The 19,343-nt window shown below is 41.4% G+C and carries 16 protein-coding genes; 5 read left to right on the top strand and 11 right to left on the bottom strand.

The window, feature by feature from the left end; genetic code table 11:
* Positions 1-40: 40 nt before the first annotated feature.
* A complete protein-coding gene (locus A1QC_RS12585) occupies positions 41-418 on the bottom strand; it encodes a DUF4440 domain-containing protein (RefSeq protein WP_017024364.1) in 378 nt (125 codons plus the stop codon).
* Positions 419-656: 238 nt separating this feature from the next.
* On the opposite strand from A1QC_RS12585, the gene A1QC_RS12580 reads away from it, so the two are divergent.
* Positions 657-1,631 carry an integron integrase gene (locus A1QC_RS12580; protein ID WP_017024363.1) on the top strand — a complete coding sequence of 325 codons (975 nt, stop codon included), beginning with the start codon at positions 657-659 and terminating at the stop codon, positions 1,629-1,631.
* Positions 1,632-1,683: 52 nt separating this feature from the next.
* On the opposite strand, the gene kdsB is transcribed toward A1QC_RS12580, so the two are convergent.
* From kdsB to A1QC_RS12555, 5 genes are read right to left on the bottom strand one after another with little or no spacing between them, the layout of a single operon-like run.
* Positions 1,684-2,433 (bottom strand): 3-deoxy-manno-octulosonate cytidylyltransferase, encoded by a 750-nt coding sequence (gene kdsB, locus A1QC_RS12575; protein ID WP_017024362.1) that lies wholly within the window; start codon positions 2,431-2,433, stop codon positions 1,684-1,686.
* Positions 2,433-2,612, bottom strand: coding sequence for a Trm112 family protein (locus tag A1QC_RS12570; RefSeq protein WP_017024361.1), 180 nt, complete (start codon positions 2,610-2,612; stop codon positions 2,433-2,435). The genes kdsB and A1QC_RS12570 overlap by 1 nt, the downstream gene beginning before the upstream one ends.
* Positions 2,593-3,600: a tetraacyldisaccharide 4'-kinase gene (lpxK, locus tag A1QC_RS12565; protein WP_017024360.1), complete on the bottom strand. Its 1,008-nt coding sequence runs from the start codon at positions 3,598-3,600 to the stop codon at positions 2,593-2,595. Before lpxK ends, A1QC_RS12570 begins: the two co-directional genes overlap by 20 nt.
* A gap of 44 nt (positions 3,601-3,644) precedes the next feature.
* On the bottom strand, positions 3,645-5,411 hold the full coding sequence (gene msbA / locus A1QC_RS12560; RefSeq protein WP_017024359.1) for a lipid A ABC transporter ATP-binding protein/permease MsbA: 1,767 nt from the start codon (positions 5,409-5,411) through the stop codon (positions 3,645-3,647).
* Between the two features lie 30 nt (positions 5,412-5,441).
* Positions 5,442-7,757 carry a DNA internalization-related competence protein ComEC/Rec2 gene (locus tag A1QC_RS12555; RefSeq protein WP_141706014.1) on the bottom strand — a complete coding sequence of 772 codons (2,316 nt, stop codon included), beginning with the start codon at positions 7,755-7,757 and terminating at the stop codon, positions 5,442-5,444.
* Between the two features lie 6 nt (positions 7,758-7,763).
* Here A1QC_RS12555 and A1QC_RS12550 point away from each other — a divergent pair, with 6 nt between their 5' ends.
* Positions 7,764-8,273, top strand: a complete 510-nt coding sequence (locus tag A1QC_RS12550) for a DUF2062 domain-containing protein (protein WP_017024357.1) — start codon at positions 7,764-7,766, stop codon at positions 8,271-8,273.
* A 260-nt stretch (positions 8,274-8,533) separates the two neighbouring features.
* Here A1QC_RS12550 and lolE read toward each other — a convergent pair whose 3' ends face one another.
* The 3 genes from lolE to lolC form a co-directional block, all read right to left on the bottom strand.
* A complete protein-coding gene (gene lolE, locus A1QC_RS12545; protein ID WP_017024356.1) occupies positions 8,534-9,781 on the bottom strand; it encodes a lipoprotein-releasing ABC transporter permease subunit LolE in 1,248 nt (415 codons plus the stop codon).
* Between the two features lies 1 nt (position 9,782).
* Positions 9,783-10,496 carry a lipoprotein-releasing ABC transporter ATP-binding protein LolD gene (gene lolD / locus A1QC_RS12540; protein ID WP_017024355.1) on the bottom strand — a complete coding sequence of 238 codons (714 nt, stop codon included), beginning with the start codon at positions 10,494-10,496 and terminating at the stop codon, positions 9,783-9,785.
* An 84-nt stretch (positions 10,497-10,580) separates the two neighbouring features.
* On the bottom strand, positions 10,581-11,804 hold the full coding sequence (lolC, locus tag A1QC_RS12535) for a lipoprotein-releasing ABC transporter permease subunit LolC (RefSeq protein WP_017024354.1): 1,224 nt from the start codon (positions 11,802-11,804) through the stop codon (positions 10,581-10,583).
* Between the two features lie 225 nt (positions 11,805-12,029).
* Here lolC and mfd point away from each other — a divergent pair, with 225 nt between their 5' ends.
* The 3 genes from mfd (at position 12,030) to A1QC_RS12520 (ending at position 17,067) form a co-directional block, all read left to right on the top strand.
* On the top strand, positions 12,030-15,524 hold the full coding sequence (gene mfd, locus A1QC_RS12530) for a transcription-repair coupling factor (protein ID WP_017024353.1): 3,495 nt from the start codon (positions 12,030-12,032) through the stop codon (positions 15,522-15,524).
* A gap of 85 nt (positions 15,525-15,609) precedes the next feature.
* Positions 15,610-16,356 carry a peptidoglycan binding protein CsiV gene (locus tag A1QC_RS12525; protein ID WP_017024352.1) on the top strand — a complete coding sequence of 249 codons (747 nt, stop codon included), beginning with the start codon at positions 15,610-15,612 and terminating at the stop codon, positions 16,354-16,356.
* Between the two features lie 153 nt (positions 16,357-16,509).
* Positions 16,510-17,067, top strand: coding sequence for a GNAT family N-acetyltransferase (locus A1QC_RS12520; RefSeq protein WP_017024351.1), 558 nt, complete (start codon positions 16,510-16,512; stop codon positions 17,065-17,067).
* Between the two features lie 107 nt (positions 17,068-17,174).
* Here the strand turns inward: A1QC_RS12520 and A1QC_RS12515 are convergent, their stop codons facing one another.
* Together A1QC_RS12515 and ycfP are read right to left on the bottom strand one after the other, a co-directional pair.
* The gene (locus tag A1QC_RS12515) at positions 17,175-18,464 is read right to left on the bottom strand and encodes an NAD(P)/FAD-dependent oxidoreductase (protein ID WP_017024350.1); all 1,290 of its coding nucleotides are present in this window, start codon (positions 18,462-18,464) and stop codon (positions 17,175-17,177) included.
* Between the two features lie 323 nt (positions 18,465-18,787).
* A complete protein-coding gene (ycfP, locus tag A1QC_RS12510; RefSeq protein ID WP_017024349.1) occupies positions 18,788-19,327 on the bottom strand; it encodes an alpha/beta hydrolase YcfP in 540 nt (179 codons plus the stop codon).
* Between the last annotated feature and the right edge of the window lie 16 nt (positions 19,328-19,343).

Below are 19,343 nucleotides of genomic sequence, written 5' to 3'. Positions count from 1 at the left end.
ACACCTATCCTTATTTGTTATATGCCTGTTTTCTCAAGCTTTAATTATGTTCTAGCTCGAATGGCGAGCACGGTGTGCCTTGGTGATACTTGAGTTGCCAGCAAGTACCGGTAAATGCCCAAATTGAACAACGTTTAGCAAAATCACTAACTTCGCCAAATTCACTTACCAGAGCTGACTCGTACCTCAGAAGTTGGACGGAAGGTTCTAGCTGGATACATTCATACCTCTGTGAATGTATGCGAGTGCTTGAAGATTCCTCACCTTCCATCATTTCTATGATTGAGTCGAAATCATAACTCGTACCTGATTTACCGACTTCCACAAAACTTGGATGGATTAAACGCTCAATATCCGTTTTACTTTGACGTATTTCATACTGATGCAACTCGATCTCTTGCTCAATGAGAATATCCATTTGGTCTCCAAAACTTCAAAGGCATATAACAATTTAATAGACGGAAAAAATCCATCTATTCTTTCCGTCTATCATTCCATGGCTTATATCGCACAGCAAGCTAACTATCCATTTTCATTAATAAAATCAAACTTATTTCATACATTTCAAATGTAAAAGGCGGAAATAATCCGTCTAGTTCACACAAAAGCGCTAATACATTAGACCTGTATATAAAAACAGTATAGCAAGGAAGAAAATGAAATCTGAATTTTTACGTTATATTCATGATTATATGCTCAGTCGGCACTACGCTTTGAGAACCGTGCAAGCTTATTTGTATTGGATTAAGCAATTTATTCTTTATCATAATAAACGTCACCCTAATACGATGGGTGATAACGAAGTCGAGCAATTTCTTACCGTCCTTATTACAGAAAAGAATGTAGCGGTAAAAACTCAAGCCACAGCACTGAATGCACTTAATTTTTTATATCAACATATTATTCAACGCCCACTCAATCTTAATATGAATTTTAAACGTTCAAATCGCGCCCAAAAACTTCCTGTTGTTTTAACACAATTAGAAATACAGCAACTGCTCTATCATATTCAACCTAAGTACCTACTCTTGGCTCAGTTGTTATATGGTAGTGGGCTAAGATTAATGGAGGCAATCCGCTTACGGTATGATGATATCGATTATGATTACGGGGCGATTAGAATTTGGCAAGGAAAAGGAAATAAAAACCGGGTTGTCACACTTGCTAAACAACTCTACCCTTCGTTACAAACCCAGCAGAAGATAGTAAAGCAATACTTTGATTCTGATTTATCTAACCCGGCGTATAAAGGGGTCTGGCTACCATCAGCATTAGAAAGAAAATTTCCCAATGCCGAAAAAACACTCACTTGGCAATATTTATTTCCGTCACATAAATTAAGTATTGATCCTGAAAATCAAAAGATTCGAAGACATCATATTGATCCTTCATCACTACAAAAAGAAATCAGACGTGCAACTCAGTTAGCTAAAATTCCTAAAAAAGTATCATGCCACACACTGCGTCATTCATTTGCTACACATTTATTAGAATCAGGGACTGATATTCGGACAGTTCAAGAACAATTAGGACATTCTGATGTTAAAACCACTCAGATTTATACCCATGTATTAGAGCGGGGAGCAAATGGCGTACTTAGTCCATTATCGAAAATACCTATAACGAAATAAAGCCCAGAAATCTCTGAGCTTTATAGGTATGAGTGGCCGAATAAATAGGAGATTACAACGCCAAAATCTTACGTACCACTTCTAAATCTTCTGGAGTATCCACTCCAGCTGCTGGGGCTTCTTTAGCAAGCGCGACATGAATTTTCTCGCCATACCAAAGCACGCGCAATTGTTCGAGTGATTCGATTTGCTCTAAGGCGCTTGGCTGCCAGCTAATGTAAGTGTTAATGAAACCTGCGCGGTAAGCATAAATACCAATATGACGCATCAATGGCTGACGAATCGTTTTGTCTTCTTTTGCCCAAGCATCGCGATCCCAAGGAATAGAGGCACGGCTAAAATACAGCGCATATCCTTGTTCATCGGTTACAACCTTCACTGCATTAGGGTTGAATACCTCTTGTGGTTCATCAATGCTAACACCTAGTGTGGCCATTGGAGCAACACTGCTTGCTAAGTTTTCAGCCACTTGTTTAATGATTGAAGGTGGGATCAAAGGTTCATCGCCCTGTACATTTACGATGATATGATCATCTGCAATGCCCATTTTCTCAACCACTTCAGCTAAGCGTTCAGTACCTGATTGATGATCGGGCGAGGTCATACAAACTTCACCACCAAAACCCTCTACTACCGCTTGAATACGAGCATCATCGGTAGCAACAATCACTCGCTCAGCACCAGCTTGTTTGGCTTGTTCGTACACCCATTGAACCATAGGTTTACCTGCAATATCCGCAAGCGGCTTACCCGGTAAACGTGAAGATTGATAACGAGATGGAATAACAACCGTGAAAGACATTATCGTCCCTCATCCATTGCCATTTTACGAGCTTCTACTTCAAGCATCACTGGAATGCCTTCTTTGATCGGGTAAGCTAAACGGTCCAATTTACAGATAAGCTCTTGTTTATCGTTATCTAAAGTAACTTTACCTTTGCAAACTGGGCAAGCTACGATTTCAAGCAGACGGTGATCCATAATGGCCTTTAACCTCTATAATTTTTTGAATGATATTGTGTTTATCGCTTTGATTAATATTGGCTGAAACGGGTAAGTACCACCAATTATCTTGCGCGTACTGATAACATTTTACTGCGTCTTTCTCTGTCATGATCAAATGCTGACCTTGCGCAGATAACGCATTTAATTCCGATGACTCAAACGCTTGATGATCAGCAAAAGCTTGTGTTTTTACGACATCCGCATTCAAATCTTTTAACGTTTGGAAAAAACGAGGGGGATGCCCTATTCCAGCAAAAGCCACTAATTGCTTTAACATATGGACAGGTTTGCGTTCCCCAGTTTTTAAATTTACAGCGTCACTCGGCGCAAGCGTCATGGCGATTTCAGCATCTTGAGCTTGGCCACCGTTAGTAATAAGAAAGTCAACTTCGGATAAACGCTCCAAGCCTTCGCGTAAAGGTCCGAAGGGAATATAATGTTGATTACCAAAACGACGCTGACCATCAATGACAACTAATTCAATATCACGCTCTAGCGCATAATGTTGCAAGCCATCATCGGTGATAATGATATCGACATCTTGCTCGACTAATGCTTTGACAGCTTGGCTACGAACAGGATCAACCGCGACTGGCACTCCCGTTCGTCGCTTAATTAATAATGGCTCATCTCCAGATTGATCCGATGGCGTGGTCGCCTCAACCAATAATGGGTATTGATCCGATTTCCCGCCATAACCACGAGAAACTACGCCAGGTTTAAAACCTAATGATTGCAGTGTTTCTACCAACCAAATAACAACCGGCGTTTTACCATTACCACCAGCGGTAATATTCCCCACAACAATCACTGGCACTGGCGCACGGTATGTGGATTTGTTCCCTTGCTGATAGCTTTCACGACGATTCTGGCTTATGGCTTTAAACAACAAACTCAGTGGCCATAATAATGGCGCTAATACCCAGCCGAGCGGGTGGCGATGAAACCAAATCTTTTCAATCATCGCCAATTCCCTTTACCGTATAACCCAAACCGTTCAATAACACGCTATTCGCCAAATTGAATGCGGTGCAACTGAGCGTACGCACCATCTTTAGCAATTAATTCCGCATGGTTACCACGTTCAATGATTTCACCTTCATCCACCACAAGAATCTGATCCGCTTCTTCAATGGTGGATAATCGGTGCGCAATCACAATCACGGTTTTGTTCTTTTGCAATTCATCTAAAGCAGATTGAATGGCTCGTTCAGATTCCGTATCTAATGCTGATGTTGCTTCATCAAGAATCAACACTGGCGCATCACGTAGCAACGCACGGGCAATCGCTAAGCGTTGGCGTTGACCACCCGATAAACTTACGCCATTTTCACCAATCATGGTGTCGAAACCGTTATCCATACCTTCAATGAATTCAGTCGCGTGAGCGAGATCTGCCGCGCGTTTAATTTCTTCCATGCTGTATCGATCTTGCGCAGCATAAGCAATGTTATTAGCAATGGTGTCATTGAAGAGGTGAACATTTTGCGACACTAACGCGAAATGCGTACGAAGATTCGATAAGGTATATTCACGAACTTCATTGCCATCAAGATAAATCTCGCCTTCATCAATGTCATAAAACCGGGTAAATAAATTCGCGATGGTACTTTTACCTGAACCAGAACGACCTACCAATGCGACGGTTTTACCTGCAGGAACATCAAACGACACATGACGAAGTGCAGGTGAATCCTTAGTCGGGTAAGTAAAAGTGACATTTTTAACCGACAGATCACCAGTCACTTTTTTCACTTCTTTATTACCTGTATCGACTTCTGGCTGCATTTCAACCAATTCAAATAATGTCTGACAAGCCGCCATCCCTTTTTGGAAATCTGACGTTACATTGGTTAAAGCTTTTAACGGACGCATTAAAGCAAACATTGCAGAGAAAATGACTGAAAATGTACCGGGGGTTAATTGCTCTTTGATCGAATCAATACTAGCTAAATACAACACCACAACTAAAGCAATAGACGCAATAACTTGAATGATCGGGTTAGCGGCAGCCTGCGCTGAGACCAATTTCATTGATTGCTGGCGCATTTTATTGCTTACGCTGTCAAAACGTTCTTTTTCAACACTTTGACCCCCGTAGCTTAAAACAACCTTGTGCCCTTTTAGCATTTGCTCCGCTGAAGAGGTCACGTTCCCCATCATATCTTGCATATTTTTACTGATTTTGCGGAAGCGCTTTGAAACGATACCAATCGCCCATGCCACAATCGGTGCTATCACTATCAATACAAGTGATAACTGCCAACTGTTCCAAAACATTAAGAACAATAGACCAACAATACTTGCCCCTTCACGAACAATACTGACTAATGCCTTGCTGGTCGCGGCGGCAACTTGTTCTGAATCGTAAGTAATACGAGAGAGCAATGAGCCTGTTGATTCTTTATCAAAATAGCTCACTGGCATTTGCATGAAATGGTTGAATAACTTGCGGCGCATTTCCATCACCACATTGCCAGAAACCCAACTCAAGCAGTAGGTAGAAACAAATCCACTCAAACCACGAATGATCATCATACCCATTACAATAAAAGGCAGGACTTTTAAAAAGTTCGATTCTGTACTGCCAAAGCCTTCATCCAATAACGGTTTAAGCAATGAAACCATGTAGGTATCACTGGCGGCATTAATGACAAGTGCAATCGAGGCGACAATTAAACCAGCTTTGTAAACACTGATCATTGGCCACAGTTTTTTGAACGTTTGGAAAGTTGTTTCGTCTTTTTCGACTTTGGTGTCTGTTTGATGAGTCATAAAGGCTTATTTTTAATTAGACAATTGCCCTTATTCTAACCCTTTACGAACAATCTGCCTATACCAAGGCTGATATTGGTTACTCCTCTTTTGATCAACAGACCACTCTTTATCATAAATAGAAATTGTAATTTGTCCTGTATCACCAGTCTCTAACCATGAGATACCCTTTTTTCGATACCTTTCCACAACGTCTTGTGATGGCAAATGCCACTGATTATTTTTGGCGACAGAAGCAATCGCTAACTCTGGTTTTACCGTCTCTATAAATGAGATTAAAGAGGATGTCCGGCTGCCGTGGTGAGGCACTAACATCGCTTGCGCAGATAAATTAGGGTATTGCCGAGCAATCAACACTTCAGAGATCGCATCAATATCACCAGTCAGTAAGAAGCTAAAGTCAGTATCTGATATTTTGATAACGCATGAGTGTGGGTTATATGCTCGGTCAACCAATTTAGGTGGCCACAATGCTTCAAACTGCAACGATTCCCACGCCCAAGTTTGCCCTTGAACACAAGGCAAATCCCCCTTGATGCGTTCGCTACTTCTTTTCCATGTGGGGCTTAACGCTTGTTCAATCGCCACCCGCCCTCCGGCATGATCGGCGTCGCTATGACTAATGATCAATCCATCAAGTCTATCGATACCTTTGGTCATTAAACTGGGGATAATCACTGATTGAGCAATGCTACCTTGTGGCCAATTGATACCTGTATCGTATAACACTGATTTTCCATTTTGATGAATCAATACCGCCAACCCTTGCCCAACATCTAGAATTTCAATTTGCCATTTAGGATTAGGGGTGACTGGAAAAACCAAAAGACATAACGAAACCAACCAGAGTATCGCAATAGGGAAAATCCAACGAAAATGATAAAAGATAACGCTCAAACCCAATAATAAAAACAGTAAAGCTCCCGCTTTAGGCAACATCATCCATGCACCTAAGCTTGATTCTAAAACAAATAATACTGGCTTTAGCGACCAATCAACCCATTGCCAAGTGATGAGGGAGTATTCAGCAGTACCAAACACGCCCATTAATGCGGTAGCAAATAATGAAATAAACAATAACGGAACGGTAATAAGGCTAACCCAAGGTATGACCAGTACGTTAACAAAAGGTGAAACAAGGCTAATCCCACCAAAAACCAATACCCCAAGTACCGATAAACCAATAAAAACGCCGATTTGTACCATCAATATTGATTGCAATTTTTGCTTCCAAGAATATTGAATACGATTGATAAACCAAAGAGATAAGTAGATGGTAACAATGGCGAAAAACGATAACCAAAAACTGGCTTGTAAAATAGAAAATGGATCAAGTGTTAATATAAGGCACAAGGAATACAACAAAATCTGCCAACCCGACCAATGAAGACGCGTTGCTTTCATCAATAAAAAAGCCCCACCCATGATCAAAGCCCGCTGAGTCGGGATTGAAAACCCAGCTAAATAGGCATAAAACAAAGCCAACAAACCCGAGGTGAGCAAGGGTAATAAAAAATAAAAATCATAATTAATGAACGAAAAGCGTGAACATACCATTCGACCAACCAAGCCAATCCACCAACCAATCAACATGGCTAAACCTATATGTAACCCTGAAATTGCCATAAGATGAGAAAGCCCACTATCCCTAAGCTGTTGCCATTGCAAAGGTTTAATTTCACTTCGATCACCAAAACCCAAAGCTAAAATGTAAGAAAATGATGGGTATTCATACGCTTGAGAAGCCACTTTTTGATGAAGCCATAAGCGCCAAGAATTACTCGGTTTAATTTTTTTATTATCTGCACTATCTGGGTCAATAACTGCTTTACCGCTCCACCCATTAGCGACATAATATTGTTCGCTGTCGAATCCAGCATCATTTAAACGCCCAGTAATAGGCTTCATTGCAACATGCAATTGCCAATATTCACCTAGCTGAGGTGGTAATCTTTCACCTGAAAATTGAGAGTCGAAGACTTGAATATTCGGCTTTAAGCCAACTGGCAGGTTATTTCCATTTATTTGATGTACAGAAAAAGTAAACTGACCCCCTTGATTTGAAGGTTGATATAAGTCGGTTACTTTACCTTGCAGAGTGATGCTTTCACCGTACACAAAAAGCGCCGATGTCTTTTCTTTGAATTGATGGGCATGAAGAATAACCACAGCACAGCCGATTAATACACCTGCCACCCATTGCGCAGATTTAGTGAGGTAAAGTACTAAAAATAGTACTACAATCGGCAACAGCCATATTGATGTTGGTATGCTTGGCCATAGCACGCCACTTGCGACGCTAAAAACAAAACCAAGCATATTTAAATTGCGATTAATACGAGCCACCCACTTATGCCAAAAAAACTGATACAACGCTTCATGCCTGATCCTCAAAAGATCAAAAATCAAAAAGCGTTAAAAATATTTGGAAGCGTTTTATATAATCCTAATCTATGGTGTTTAAATCGCCGCTCTGCAGCGGGCGCATTTGCTGTGGGTTTGTTCATCGCCTTTATTCCGCTTCCTAGCCAAATGATCATGGCATCTGGCGCGGCGATTATGTGCGGTGTAAACCTACCTTTATCCGTTGCCTTGGTATGGATCAGTAACCCTATCACCATGCCGTTTCTGTTTTATTTTGCGTATCGTATTGGCGCTTGGTTGATGCATCGCCCAGAACAAACCTTCAATTTTGAATTAAGCTGGCATTTCTTCGTTGAGCAAATCAACACGATCGGCCCACCCCTCTTATTGGGTTGCTTTGTATGTGGCATCGTTTTAGCTACTATTGGTTATTTTGGCATTCAAGGCTTATGGCGCTACTCTGTCGTTCGCAGTTGGAAAAAACGTCGTTCAAGATAAGTAGCCCCTTGAAACATAAAACACAAGCAACCTATTGAAATATAAAATATTCCACAAAGAATTCAGCATTTAAGCCTATATTTCCATGGCGGAAATAAAAAAGTGCTATCAAGTTAAAGTTCATTATGAACCATCTTGATAGCACTCTTTTTTTTGAGACAAATGACGTATTTCGGTATGAACCTCATTTCTCGTAAATCGATCATTGCTTTGTCAATCTACGAGTCACTTAGCAGCACATCATCCAAGAAACGTCCTGCCTATTTCGCACTCAACACCGTCGCTGGGTTTAGCTTACTTGCATGTGATGCAGGGTACCAAGTTGCCAGTAGACTTAATGTAATCGCCGTACCTGAAACCAAAAACACATCCGGCCACGCAACTTGTGAAGGCAAGAAATCGATAAAATAAATATCGCCAGATAAGAACTGATGCCCAATCAAGGTTTCTACCCCCTTCATAATAGGCGTAAGATTAAACGCAACCGCCACACCAATCACACTGCCAATCACGCTGCCTAAAACGCCTGAAAGCACACCATACCAAACGAAAATTCGTTTTATCAGGCCATCACTCGCGCCCATCGTCCGTAAAATAGCGATATCAGAGGCGCGATCTTTCACCGCCATCATCAAGGTCGATACAATGTTAAAACTTGCCACACCAATCACCAGCACCATCACGAGATACATAATAGTGCGCACCATTTGAATATCATGGTGCAAAAATCCGTATTTCTCTTTCCAGCTTTTCAAATAAGCGTAAACCGGAATATTAACCCCGACCTCACGTACGATTCTATCAGCCTCAAAAACAGGGGAGACTTTCAACGACACCCCTGTCACACCAGTACCCATATTCAAATATTGTTGCCCATCTTCCAGTGGGATCATCACTAATCCGTGATCAATTTGCCCACCGAGGCTTAATAAGCCAGTCACTTTCAAGCGAACACGCTTTGGCGCACTTAATTGCAGTTCATTACCTGCGCTGTTTGCCGGAGGAATAAGTACGGTAACGGAATCACCAACACTCACTTTGAGTTGATCCGCCACCCCTTTCCCTAAAATGATTTGGTTTTCTCCAGCGCGAAAATTTTGCCAAGCGTCTTTATCAACATAATTTGAAAGGCTAGAGACCGCACGTTCAAAATCTGCATCCACGGCACGAACTTCCACTGCTTTTAATTTGCTTCCACGCTCAAGCAAGGCTGTAAAACGAACATAAGGTGCGGCAGCTTTCACCCCTTTATTCATGTTTGCGGTGCGGGCAATTTGATGCCAATCTTCGATTGGAGCGCGTACCCCTTCAATTTCCGCTTGTGGAATAACTGACAACACTCGGTTTTCTAACTCTCGCTCAAAACCATTCATTGCCGACAAGCCAATAATGATCACCGCGACACCGACGGCAATACCAATCGTCGACGAAAAAGAAATGAAAGAAACTAACTTATTTCGCTCTTTTGCACGGCTAAATTTTGAGCCTATAAACATGGATAAAAACATATTACTCACTCACCACCGCTGAATTTGGGTTGGAATGCGCTTGCCAATTCAATATGCCATCTTGCATAGCAAATTGCTTATCCATTTTTGAGGCTAAATTCGCATCATGGGTAACCACCAAAAAGGCCGTACCAAAATCTTTATTCAACTGACGCATTAAATCGTAAATTTCTAACGCCGTTTTTTGGTCTAAGTTCCCGGTCGGTTCATCGGCCAAGACTAAATCAGGTTGATTAACCAAAGCTCTAGCAATTGCGACACGTTGTCTTTCCCCGCCTGATAATTCCGAAGGGCGGTGCTCAAGGCGATGACCTAAGCCGACTTTTTCTAATACCGACTTGGCTTTTTCTTTCGCTTCATTTGCTTTCAATTTACCAATCAACAAAGGCATTGCGACATTTTCTAGCGCGGTAAAATCAGCAAGCAGATGGTGAAATTGATACACAAAACCAATATGCTGATTACGTAGCTTTGCTTGTTTATTGGCAGATAAACTGAGCAGTGATTGATCAAATAATTGAACATCACCTTCTGTTGCATTATCCAGCGCCCCTAGAATATGGAGTAACGTACTTTTCCCTGACCCTGACGAGCCAACAATGGCAAGAAAATCGCCTTTATTCACCTCTAGGCTTACCCCTTTAAGCACCTCGGTTTCTAAGTTACCTTCACGGTACGTTTTACTAATATTTTGACAGCTTAATAAAGGTTTCATGTTGGTTGTCCTATTGTGAAGAGACTCCACGCACTGTGAAATTTGAAATCCAGAAAATAAACATCGAAGGTACTGAAAACACCTTTATTCATAACGTAACGCTTCTGCCGGTTTAACCGATGCTGCTCGATAAGATGGAAACAATGTCGCTAGCAGGCTTAGCCCTATTGCTAACAAGATCACCACCATAATTTGTAACGGAGAGATCACCACAGGAAGCTCGGTACCTGCTGAAAACAAAGACAAGCCTAAAGCATCCATTACGTTATTCAAATTTGAAGCTAATAATGTGCCGAGCACACCTCCGACAATCGCACCAATCACGCCACTGCTTGCCCCTTGCACCATAAAAATAGCGAGAATTTGATGATTCGTCATACCTTGGGTTTTTAAAATCGCCACTTCCGATTGTTTTTCCATCACCACCATAATCAGAGCAGAAATAATATTAAATGCCGCAACAGCAATGATCAGCCCCAACATCAGGCCCATCATGTTTTTTTCCATTCGTACCGCTTGAAAGAGTTCTCCACGTTGGTCACGCCAATCAGACCAATTCCAATCTTTGGGTAAAATATTATCGGATTTTACTTTTTGAGAGAGATCTGCGACGACAAAGGGATCATTAAAAAATAATCGCCAACCGGAAATCGTATCAGAGGAATAACGAAGTAATCGACCTGCATCCTCAATATTGGTGACCATTAACATGGAGTCGACATCGGAACCGGTATTAAAAATGCCTGAAACGGTAAAATTTCGTTGGCTAGGAATTCGACCTAATGGTGTAAATTGACTGGCATTGGTCACCATTAAACGTACTTTATCACCCATATTGACGTTCAAAGTTCGTGCAAGAGAATGCCCTAAAAATACGTGATAACTTCCCGCTTGTAAGCCCGACATGCTGCCCATCATCATACGCTGAGCAATCGGATCATCTTCTCTCGGTTCAATACCAACCATTAACCCTGCACTCAATTTAGAAGGGCTTTGAATAATGGCTTCACTACGAACAATCGGTGAAATATCCTGAACATGAGGGATCTTTTGTAAAAACGCAGGGGGCGTTGATTCAAATGGCGTTCGGTCATCACCTTGGCTAACCACGGCTTGAGGCAATACGCCAAGGATTTTATCCTTCAACTGGCCTTCAAACCCATTCATAACAGATAAAACCGTTACGAGAGACAATACGCCAATTGAAATCCCAGCCGTCGACATATATGACACAAAGCGGCTGAACTTATCCCCTGAACGACCCTTTAAATAACGTAACCCGATAAAGGCCGAAACTGGATGAAACATGCACGTATCCTAGAAAAATAATGAAAACAGAGAATAACGATTGTATGAATGATTTACCAATAGCAAAAGCAAGAATTGACTAACTTCTGGCATCAATTTGTGGGATTCCCTTGATTAGTTGTCCCACATGACGATAATCAAAGAAAATAATCGTCTTTAAACCTCTCTTTGAGTGTTTGTTCGAACTGCGATTGCATTCTCAATTTATAAAAGCCCAATCAAATTATGTCTGAAACAACATCAAATAAGACCTCTTTGTTCTCATTGCCATTACCGGCAAAAGAAGGCGACAAAAAGCACATCGGCCAACTCGTAGGTGGTTCTCTTGCCCTATCCATTGCCGAGCTTTCTCAAAAGCACTCTGGGGTGACTTTATTGGCGGTGACGGATCACCAAATGGCCATAAAACTGCAACACGAGGTGTCGCAATTTACGTCTCATTCGGTGTCACTTTTTCCTGACTGGGAAACTCTACCTTACGATAACTTTTCACCTCATCAAGACATTATTTCTGACCGCATTGCCCAGCTTTATCAACTTCCTACGCAGCAATCGGGTCTTATCATCATTCCCATCAGCACCTTATTGCAACGCCAGTCACCAAAAGAATATTTATTGCAAACAACGTTGATGGTTAAAAGCGGTGATTTATATTCTTTAGATAAGCTTCGCATGCAACTTGAGAAATCAGGCTATCGCCACGCTGACCAAGTTTTTGGCCCTGGTGAATATGCCAGCCGTGGTTCTATCATTGATTTATTCCCTATGGGCTGCGAAAACCCTTATCGCATTGATTTTTTTGATGATGAAATCGACAGTATTCGTACCTTCGATGCCGAAACTCAACGAACCATTGAAGATATCAATGAAATTCGCTTACTCCCTGCCCATGAATTCCCAACCACCGAAGCGGCCATAGAAGATTTTCGGATCCGTTGGCGTCAACGATTTGAAGCCAGACGAGAGCCTGAATCGGTTTATATGCAGGTATCTAAAGGAATATGGCCATCGGGCATTGAATACTGGCAGCCTTTATTTTTTGAACGAACGGATACGTTATTTGATTACTTGCCAGATAACGCAATGCTACTCACCTTAGGTGATCTTGAAGCCACCATTGATCACTTCCTAACCGATGTAGATCACCGCTATGAGCAACGTAAAGTCGATCCATTACGCCCTTTACTTGAACCGCACGAGCTGTGGTTGAAAAAAGATGAGTTATTTGGTCACTTTAAAGCAATGCCTCAGGGTTTATTATCCATTGAACCCATTCAAGAAAAAGCAGGCAGAATTAATGCTTCGGTAAGCCCATTACCAAACTTACATGCTCAACATCAACTTAAAGAGCCATTATCTGAGCTTCGTAAATACCTTGAACACTACGCCGTAGAACATCCAAACGGTAAAGTCATCTTTTCCGTTGAATCTGAAGGCCGACGCGAAGCATTAAATGAATTACTAAGCAGTATTAAGGTTCGTGCGAAAGAGTTTGATAATTTAGAGCAAGCCCTAAAAGCAAAAGATAAATACACTCTTATTCTTGGTTCAACTGAACACGGCTTTATTCACCATAACCCTGATTTTGTGTTTATTTGTGAAAGTGACGTTTTAGGCGATAGAGTCATCCAGCGCCGCCGTAAAGATAAAAAAGCGGTCAATAGCGACACCGTAATACGTCATTTAGCTGAATTAAAACCGGGCCAACCCGTTGTCCACTTAGATCATGGTATTGGTCGTTATATTGGATTACAGACTCTAGAAACCGCGGGTATGACCACAGAATATGTCACACTGGAATACCTAAATAATGCCAAGCTTTATGTGCCTGTTTCATCATTAAACCTGATCAGTCGTTATTCTGGCGGCGCAGAAGAAACCGCGCCATTGCATAAATTAGGCAGTGATGCTTGGAGTAGAGCCCGTCAACGCGCCGCAGAAAAAGTGCGTGATGTGGCGGCAGAATTACTTGATATTTATGCTAAACGTGAAGTGAAAAAAGGCTTTAAATTCATTCATGATCGTGAACAATATGCCAACTTCAGAGCAACATTCCCTTTTGAAGAAACCGATGATCAATCCATGGCGATCAATGCGGTGTTGTCTGATATGTGCCAAGCAAAAGCAATGGATAGATTAGTCTGTGGTGATGTTGGTTTTGGTAAAACCGAAGTCGCAATGCGAGCAACTTTCCTTGCTATAGATAACAGTAAACAGGTTGCCGTTTTAGTCCCAACAACGCTGCTTGCTCAGCAGCATTTTGAAAATTTCCGAGATCGTTTCGCGAACTTACCCGTTCGAGTGGAAGTGCTATCTCGTTTTAAATCGGCTAAAGAACAGAAACTAATCCTCGCCGATCTTGCCGAAGGGAAAGTCGACATTATTATCGGGACTCATAAACTGCTACAAGATGACATTAAGTTCCGTGATTTAGGGCTATTAGTGGTGGATGAAGAACATCGATTCGGCGTGCGTCAAAAAGAAAAAATGAAAGCCATGCGCGCGGATGTTGATATTTTAACCTTAACCGCCACACCAATACCAAGAACACTCAACATGGCAATGAGCGGCATGCGTGATTTATCCATCATCGCAACACCACCGGCAAGGCGCCTAGCCATTAAAACTTTTGTCCGTCAAAGTGAAGACAGTGTGGTACGTGAAGCCGTGTTACGTGAAATTACACGTGGTGGTCAGGTTTACTTCTTACACAACCAAGTTGAAACCATCGATAAAGTGGCCGAGGATTTAGCCAAACTGATCCCTGAAGCTCGAATCACCACCGCACATGGTCAAATGCGTGAACGTGAGTTAGAAAGCATCATGAACGATTTTTACCACCAACGTTTTAACCTGTTGGTGTGTACGACTATTATTGAAACAGGTATTGATGTTCCAACCGCTAACACCATTATTATGGACAGAGCAGACAAGCTGGGCTTAGCGCAACTACACCAACTGCGTGGGCGTGTGGGCCGTTCTCATCATCAAGCCTACGCTTACTTACTCACACCTCATCCGAAAGCCTTGAGTAAAGATGCCGTTAAACGCTTAGATGCCATTGCTTCTCTAGAAGATCTGGGCGCAGGCTTCACATTAGCGACTCACGATTTGGAAATCCGTGGTGCAGGTGAGCTCTTAGGTGATGATCAAAGCGGACAAATACAGTCTGTCGGTTTCTCTTTGTACATGGAAATGCTAGAACAAGCGGTAAATGCATTGAAAGAAGGCAAAGAATTGTCATTAGACGAACTTTTGCGTGAACAAACTGAAGTAGAATTGCGTCTACCTGCACTACTCCCGGATGATTACATTCCAGATATTAATACCCGCTTGTCAATGTATAAGCGAATTGCCAGTGTCAGTAACACCGACGAGTTAGCAGAAATGAAAGTAGAATTGATTGACCGATTTGGTACACTGCCTGACGCAGCGAAAAATCTCTTAGTGATCAGTGAAATAAAACTTCAAGCTGCTAGTATAAAAGCGAAAAAAATTGAAGCACATGACAAGGGTGGCTATATTGAATTCTCACCAACCGCAGACATTAACCCTGCTTTTTTGGTGAAATTACTTCAATCTTCACCGAAAAAATATGCAATGGAAGGCCCCACAAAGTTCAAGTTTATTGTACCATTAACAGATAGACGTGAACGAGTGAGCTTTATTAACGATTTATTAGGCCAGTTTCAACAAAACCGGCTACCCAAAGTTAGTTAGCACATTCACTATGTGAACAGTTATCTATAACATTACACTTATTTGCTAAGGCATACTCCGCTATGCCTTCGATTACGGAGCACCAATGAAAAAACTGATTATATTCCTATTGGTTTTTGTTTCATTACCGACATTCGCACGATCTTTTGATATCGAACTTATCATTTTTAAGCGTAACGTCGAACCATCAAACACGAATGAAGCTTGGCCGCAAAGCCTGCCTCCTATCAATTTTAACCGTTCAATTTCATACAATAGTAAAGAGATGATGTCCGCTAATGGGGCTTATTTACTCTCTAGCGGTTCTTATCGCTTAAACCGTCAGTATGAAGCACTTTCTCGTCATGCTGGCTTCAAGCCTCTGGTTCATGTCGCTTGGCGTCAAACTGACCGAGGTGAAAGTCGTTCACCTATCTTACACATCAGAACGGGGCAAGACTTCTCAGATCGCTATGCGGCAGATGGCCGTTCACTCAAAGCAATCGCTGCTGATGGAACACCAACGTCTATTGAAAGAAGCGCTTTAAATGAACTCGATGGTACGATTCAAGTATACGTTCAGCATTACCTTTACTTAAAAACGAATTTGAATTTACGTATTCCTGGTAAAAATGAAGTAATACTGCAAGATTCGACTTTAGATTCTGCTGATGACCAAGATGATGACACGGTACAAATTGGTAACCTTGAGCCAATCAAACCAAAGGTTGAAACTCAAGATTTTCTAAATAGCTACCGAATGAAACAAAAGCGCCAAATTCGTAGTGGTGAAACTCACTACTTAGATAACCCACTACTTGGTGTTATCATTCAAATTCGTAAAGCTCAATAAAACCGTAGTTGATCAACACAAGGCTTAAGAGCGCACAACTGACGAATAAAAATCGGAATAATAAGAAGCTTCCTACTAAAAAGCTCAACACAATACCCTAATATAAGAAGAGGCCAACATGGCCTCTTTATTTTTAGAATTGGAGATTAATCCATGACTCCAGATTTGCAGCTGCATACACCTCGTTTAACGTTAAGGTTAATCCAATCTAACGAGTGCGCTCAACTCGCCACATTAATTCAAACCTCCCCTTCTTTATATCCTTGGATTGATTGGTGCCATCATAAGTTTTCGGTAACAGATGCCGATGATTTTGTGCTTCATACTCGCTTAAATTGGGTGAAGAATATCGCCTATGGATTTGGTGTTTTCACCAAAGATAACGATGAGCTGATCGGCATGGCAGCATTAACCGATCAAGCCTTCAGTTTTAACATGGGAACCGCGGGTTATTGGATTGGTGATACTCATCAACAACAAGGCTACGCAAAAGAGGCCACCCAAGCAGTCATTGACTTTTGTTTTTCACAACTCAAACTCACCCGCATTGAGTTTGTCTGTGCCCCAGACAATCTTGCGAGTCATAATGTTGCTTTAGCATGTGGGGCAAAAAGTGAAGGCTTAGCGAGAAATCGCTATATTTTTAATGCTCAACCTAAAGATGGATTGGTTTTCTCTATTATACCAACAACAGGCGTTAGCAAATCATAGCTTACTGGTGCGATTATGCATCCTTCAGGACATAGATTAGTCAGTACATACAATAAGGGCTTACCACGAATGATAAGCCCTTAAGAATCTCTTGTAACAAGCAATCTTTAGTGAAGTTTTAAGTTTGGACGTAAAACTTTATTAATGCGGCCAACCAGCATCATTAACCCAGTTTTAAAACAACCATGTAAAGCCACTAAGTGCATACGATAAAGCGAGATATACACGATACGTGCAATTCGCCCTTCAATCATCATCGAGCCTTTACTTAGGTTACCCATTAAGCTACCCACGGTCGAAAAACGGCTTAATGACACTAATGATCCATGATCTTTATACACATAAGGTTTCAACGTATGTTGATTAATCTTTGCCACAATATTGGAGTATGCACGGCTTGCCATTTGATGCGCAGACTGAGCTCTCGGTGGTACAAATGAACCGTCAGCTTGTTGGCAAGACGCCAAGTCACCAATAACAAAAATGTCATCATCACGAGTCGTTTGTAACGTTGGCTTAACCACCAATTGATTAATACGATTGGTTTCCAAGCCTGCTATATCTTTCATAAAATCGGGAGCTTTAATACCTGCCGCCCACACCATTAGCTGAGCCGGAATACGTTCACCATCTTTGGTTATCAAGCCTTTTTCATCCGCTTGTGTCACCATAGTTGCGGTACGTACGCTTACTCCAAGCTTAGTCAACTCATTATGCGCTGCTGCAGAAATACGAGGCGGTAAAGCGGGAAGAATACGTTCTCCAGCTTCCACAAGGCTCACATTCAACTTACTTGAATCTAAATCTTCAAAGCCGTAAGTATGCAGTTCTTTAATCGCATTATGTAATTCTGCCGACAATTCAACGCCTGTTGCACCACCACCAACAATCGCAATATCCACTTTACCTTCACCATGCTTCGCGTGAAGTTTAAGGAAAAGGTTATTCATTTCCTTACGGAATCGATGTGCTTGTTCTGGGCTATCAAGGAAAATACAATTGTCTTTCACGCCTGGCGTATTAAAATCGTTCGATTTAGAACCGATTGCCAATACTAAAATATCAAACTCAATTTCTCGGGCTGGAATTAATAATTCGTCATTTTCATCACGTATTTCACTTAAAGAAATGATTTTACGCTCACGATCAAGGCCATCTAAACTGCCCATTTGAAAATCAAAATGATGATTTTTAGCATGGGCGCGATAACTTAATGCATCCACCCCTTCATCAAGGGAGCCGGTTGCAACTTCATGCAATAAGGGCTTCCAAAGATGGCTCGTATTACGATCAACTAACGTAATACATGCTCTGCGTTTGCGACCTAAAGTACGACCTAATTTCGTCGCCAGCTCTAAGCCACCTGCCCCACCACCAACAACAACTATCCGCGTCATCTGACACTCCTAAATTTATAAAGATAAAATGTGTTCAGCCCGGCAATCTGCCAAACCGATAAATTCTTTCGATTTTAAATCGATACTTTAAGAAGGGTCATCTTTGAGAGATGAAAAATGTTGTTTCGTATCGGATGATCAAAGTGTGAATAGAGACTCAATTTTTTGTCTAAATTTGAGAATAATCAGGAATAATTTGATCTCGCTCATTATATCCACACTCATTTAAGGATCAATAAAAACCGACAATAAATCTGAAGACATAAAAAAAAGAGCCAAAGCGGCTCTTTATTTTAACAATACAGTCATAACACAAAGTGTCATTAAGCCAATTTAAAGGCTTTCATCTTCTGAAGATGCTGAGCAATCCTTTTAAATTTATGATTTTCTTGATCATCCCATACCACTTGATAATACGGAGATAACGCTTCATAGGCAGCTTTGCTGTCACGAATTTCATCGCTACGAGACAAAAACACAATACAGTTATCTTTATTTTTCTCTCGGTAGTCATTAACGCATTTCGTCGCAATATCCGTATATTCTTCTGGGCGATTAATTCGTCCTTGCATATTGTCTTCAGGGTTCAGGTTAGGATTAAATATTGCCTGCTTAATTCCACATAGAAAACCGATACGCTCAGACCAATACCCGCCCAAACCAACACCACAAATCAATGGCATTGGATCATCACTTTGTTCAATCACTTTAGATACTTCTTTCAGTAGATGCTGCATATCATGCTTTGGATGCAAGGTGCTATAGTTGATAAAACGTACATCTTCATCGATGAATTGTAGTTGCAGTACTTTTTCATGATTACCAGGACTTGTACTATCAAATCCATGTAAGTAAATAATCATTCAGCCATCCTCAGTT

Source organism: Vibrio rumoiensis 1S-45 (assembly GCF_000286955.2).
In the GTDB taxonomy this organism is placed as follows: Bacteria; Pseudomonadota; Gammaproteobacteria; order Enterobacterales; family Vibrionaceae; genus Vibrio; species Vibrio rumoiensis_A.
The sequence above is the reverse complement of the archived record's forward strand: the minus strand, read 5'-3'. Positions and strand labels throughout refer to the sequence as shown.

What these genes read in the sequence shown, in the direction of transcription:
- A1QC_RS12585 (WP_017024364.1), bottom strand. Translation starts at nt 418, where the DNA reads ATGGATATTCTCATTGAGCAAGAGATCGAGTTGCATCAGTATGAAATA.
- A1QC_RS12580 (WP_017024363.1), top strand. Translation starts at nt 657, where the DNA reads ATGAAATCTGAATTTTTACGTTATATTCATGATTATATGCTCAGTCGG.
- kdsB (WP_017024362.1), bottom strand. Translation starts at nt 2,433, where the DNA reads ATGTCTTTCACGGTTGTTATTCCATCTCGTTATCAATCTTCACGTTTA.
- A1QC_RS12570 (WP_017024361.1), bottom strand. Translation starts at nt 2,612, where the DNA reads ATGGATCACCGTCTGCTTGAAATCGTAGCTTGCCCAGTTTGCAAAGGT.
- lpxK (WP_017024360.1), bottom strand. Translation starts at nt 3,600, where the DNA reads ATGATTGAAAAGATTTGGTTTCATCGCCACCCGCTCGGCTGGGTATTA.
- msbA (WP_017024359.1), bottom strand. Translation starts at nt 5,411, where the DNA reads ATGACTCATCAAACAGACACCAAAGTCGAAAAAGACGAAACAACTTTC.
- A1QC_RS12550 (WP_017024357.1), top strand. Translation starts at nt 7,764, where the DNA reads ATGCCAAAAAAACTGATACAACGCTTCATGCCTGATCCTCAAAAGATC.
- lolE (WP_017024356.1), bottom strand. Translation starts at nt 9,781, where the DNA reads ATGTTTTTATCCATGTTTATAGGCTCAAAATTTAGCCGTGCAAAAGAG.
- lolD (WP_017024355.1), bottom strand. Translation starts at nt 10,496, where the DNA reads ATGAAACCTTTATTAAGCTGTCAAAATATTAGTAAAACGTACCGTGAA.
- lolC (WP_017024354.1), bottom strand. Translation starts at nt 11,804, where the DNA reads ATGTTTCATCCAGTTTCGGCCTTTATCGGGTTACGTTATTTAAAGGGT.
- mfd (WP_017024353.1), top strand. Translation starts at nt 12,030, where the DNA reads ATGTCTGAAACAACATCAAATAAGACCTCTTTGTTCTCATTGCCATTA.
- A1QC_RS12525 (WP_017024352.1), top strand. Translation starts at nt 15,610, where the DNA reads ATGAAAAAACTGATTATATTCCTATTGGTTTTTGTTTCATTACCGACA.
- A1QC_RS12520 (WP_017024351.1), top strand. Translation starts at nt 16,510, where the DNA reads ATGACTCCAGATTTGCAGCTGCATACACCTCGTTTAACGTTAAGGTTA.
- A1QC_RS12515 (WP_017024350.1), bottom strand. Translation starts at nt 18,464, where the DNA reads ATGACGCGGATAGTTGTTGTTGGTGGTGGGGCAGGTGGCTTAGAGCTG.
- ycfP (WP_017024349.1), bottom strand. Translation starts at nt 19,327, where the DNA reads ATGATTATTTACTTACATGGATTTGATAGTACAAGTCCTGGTAATCAT.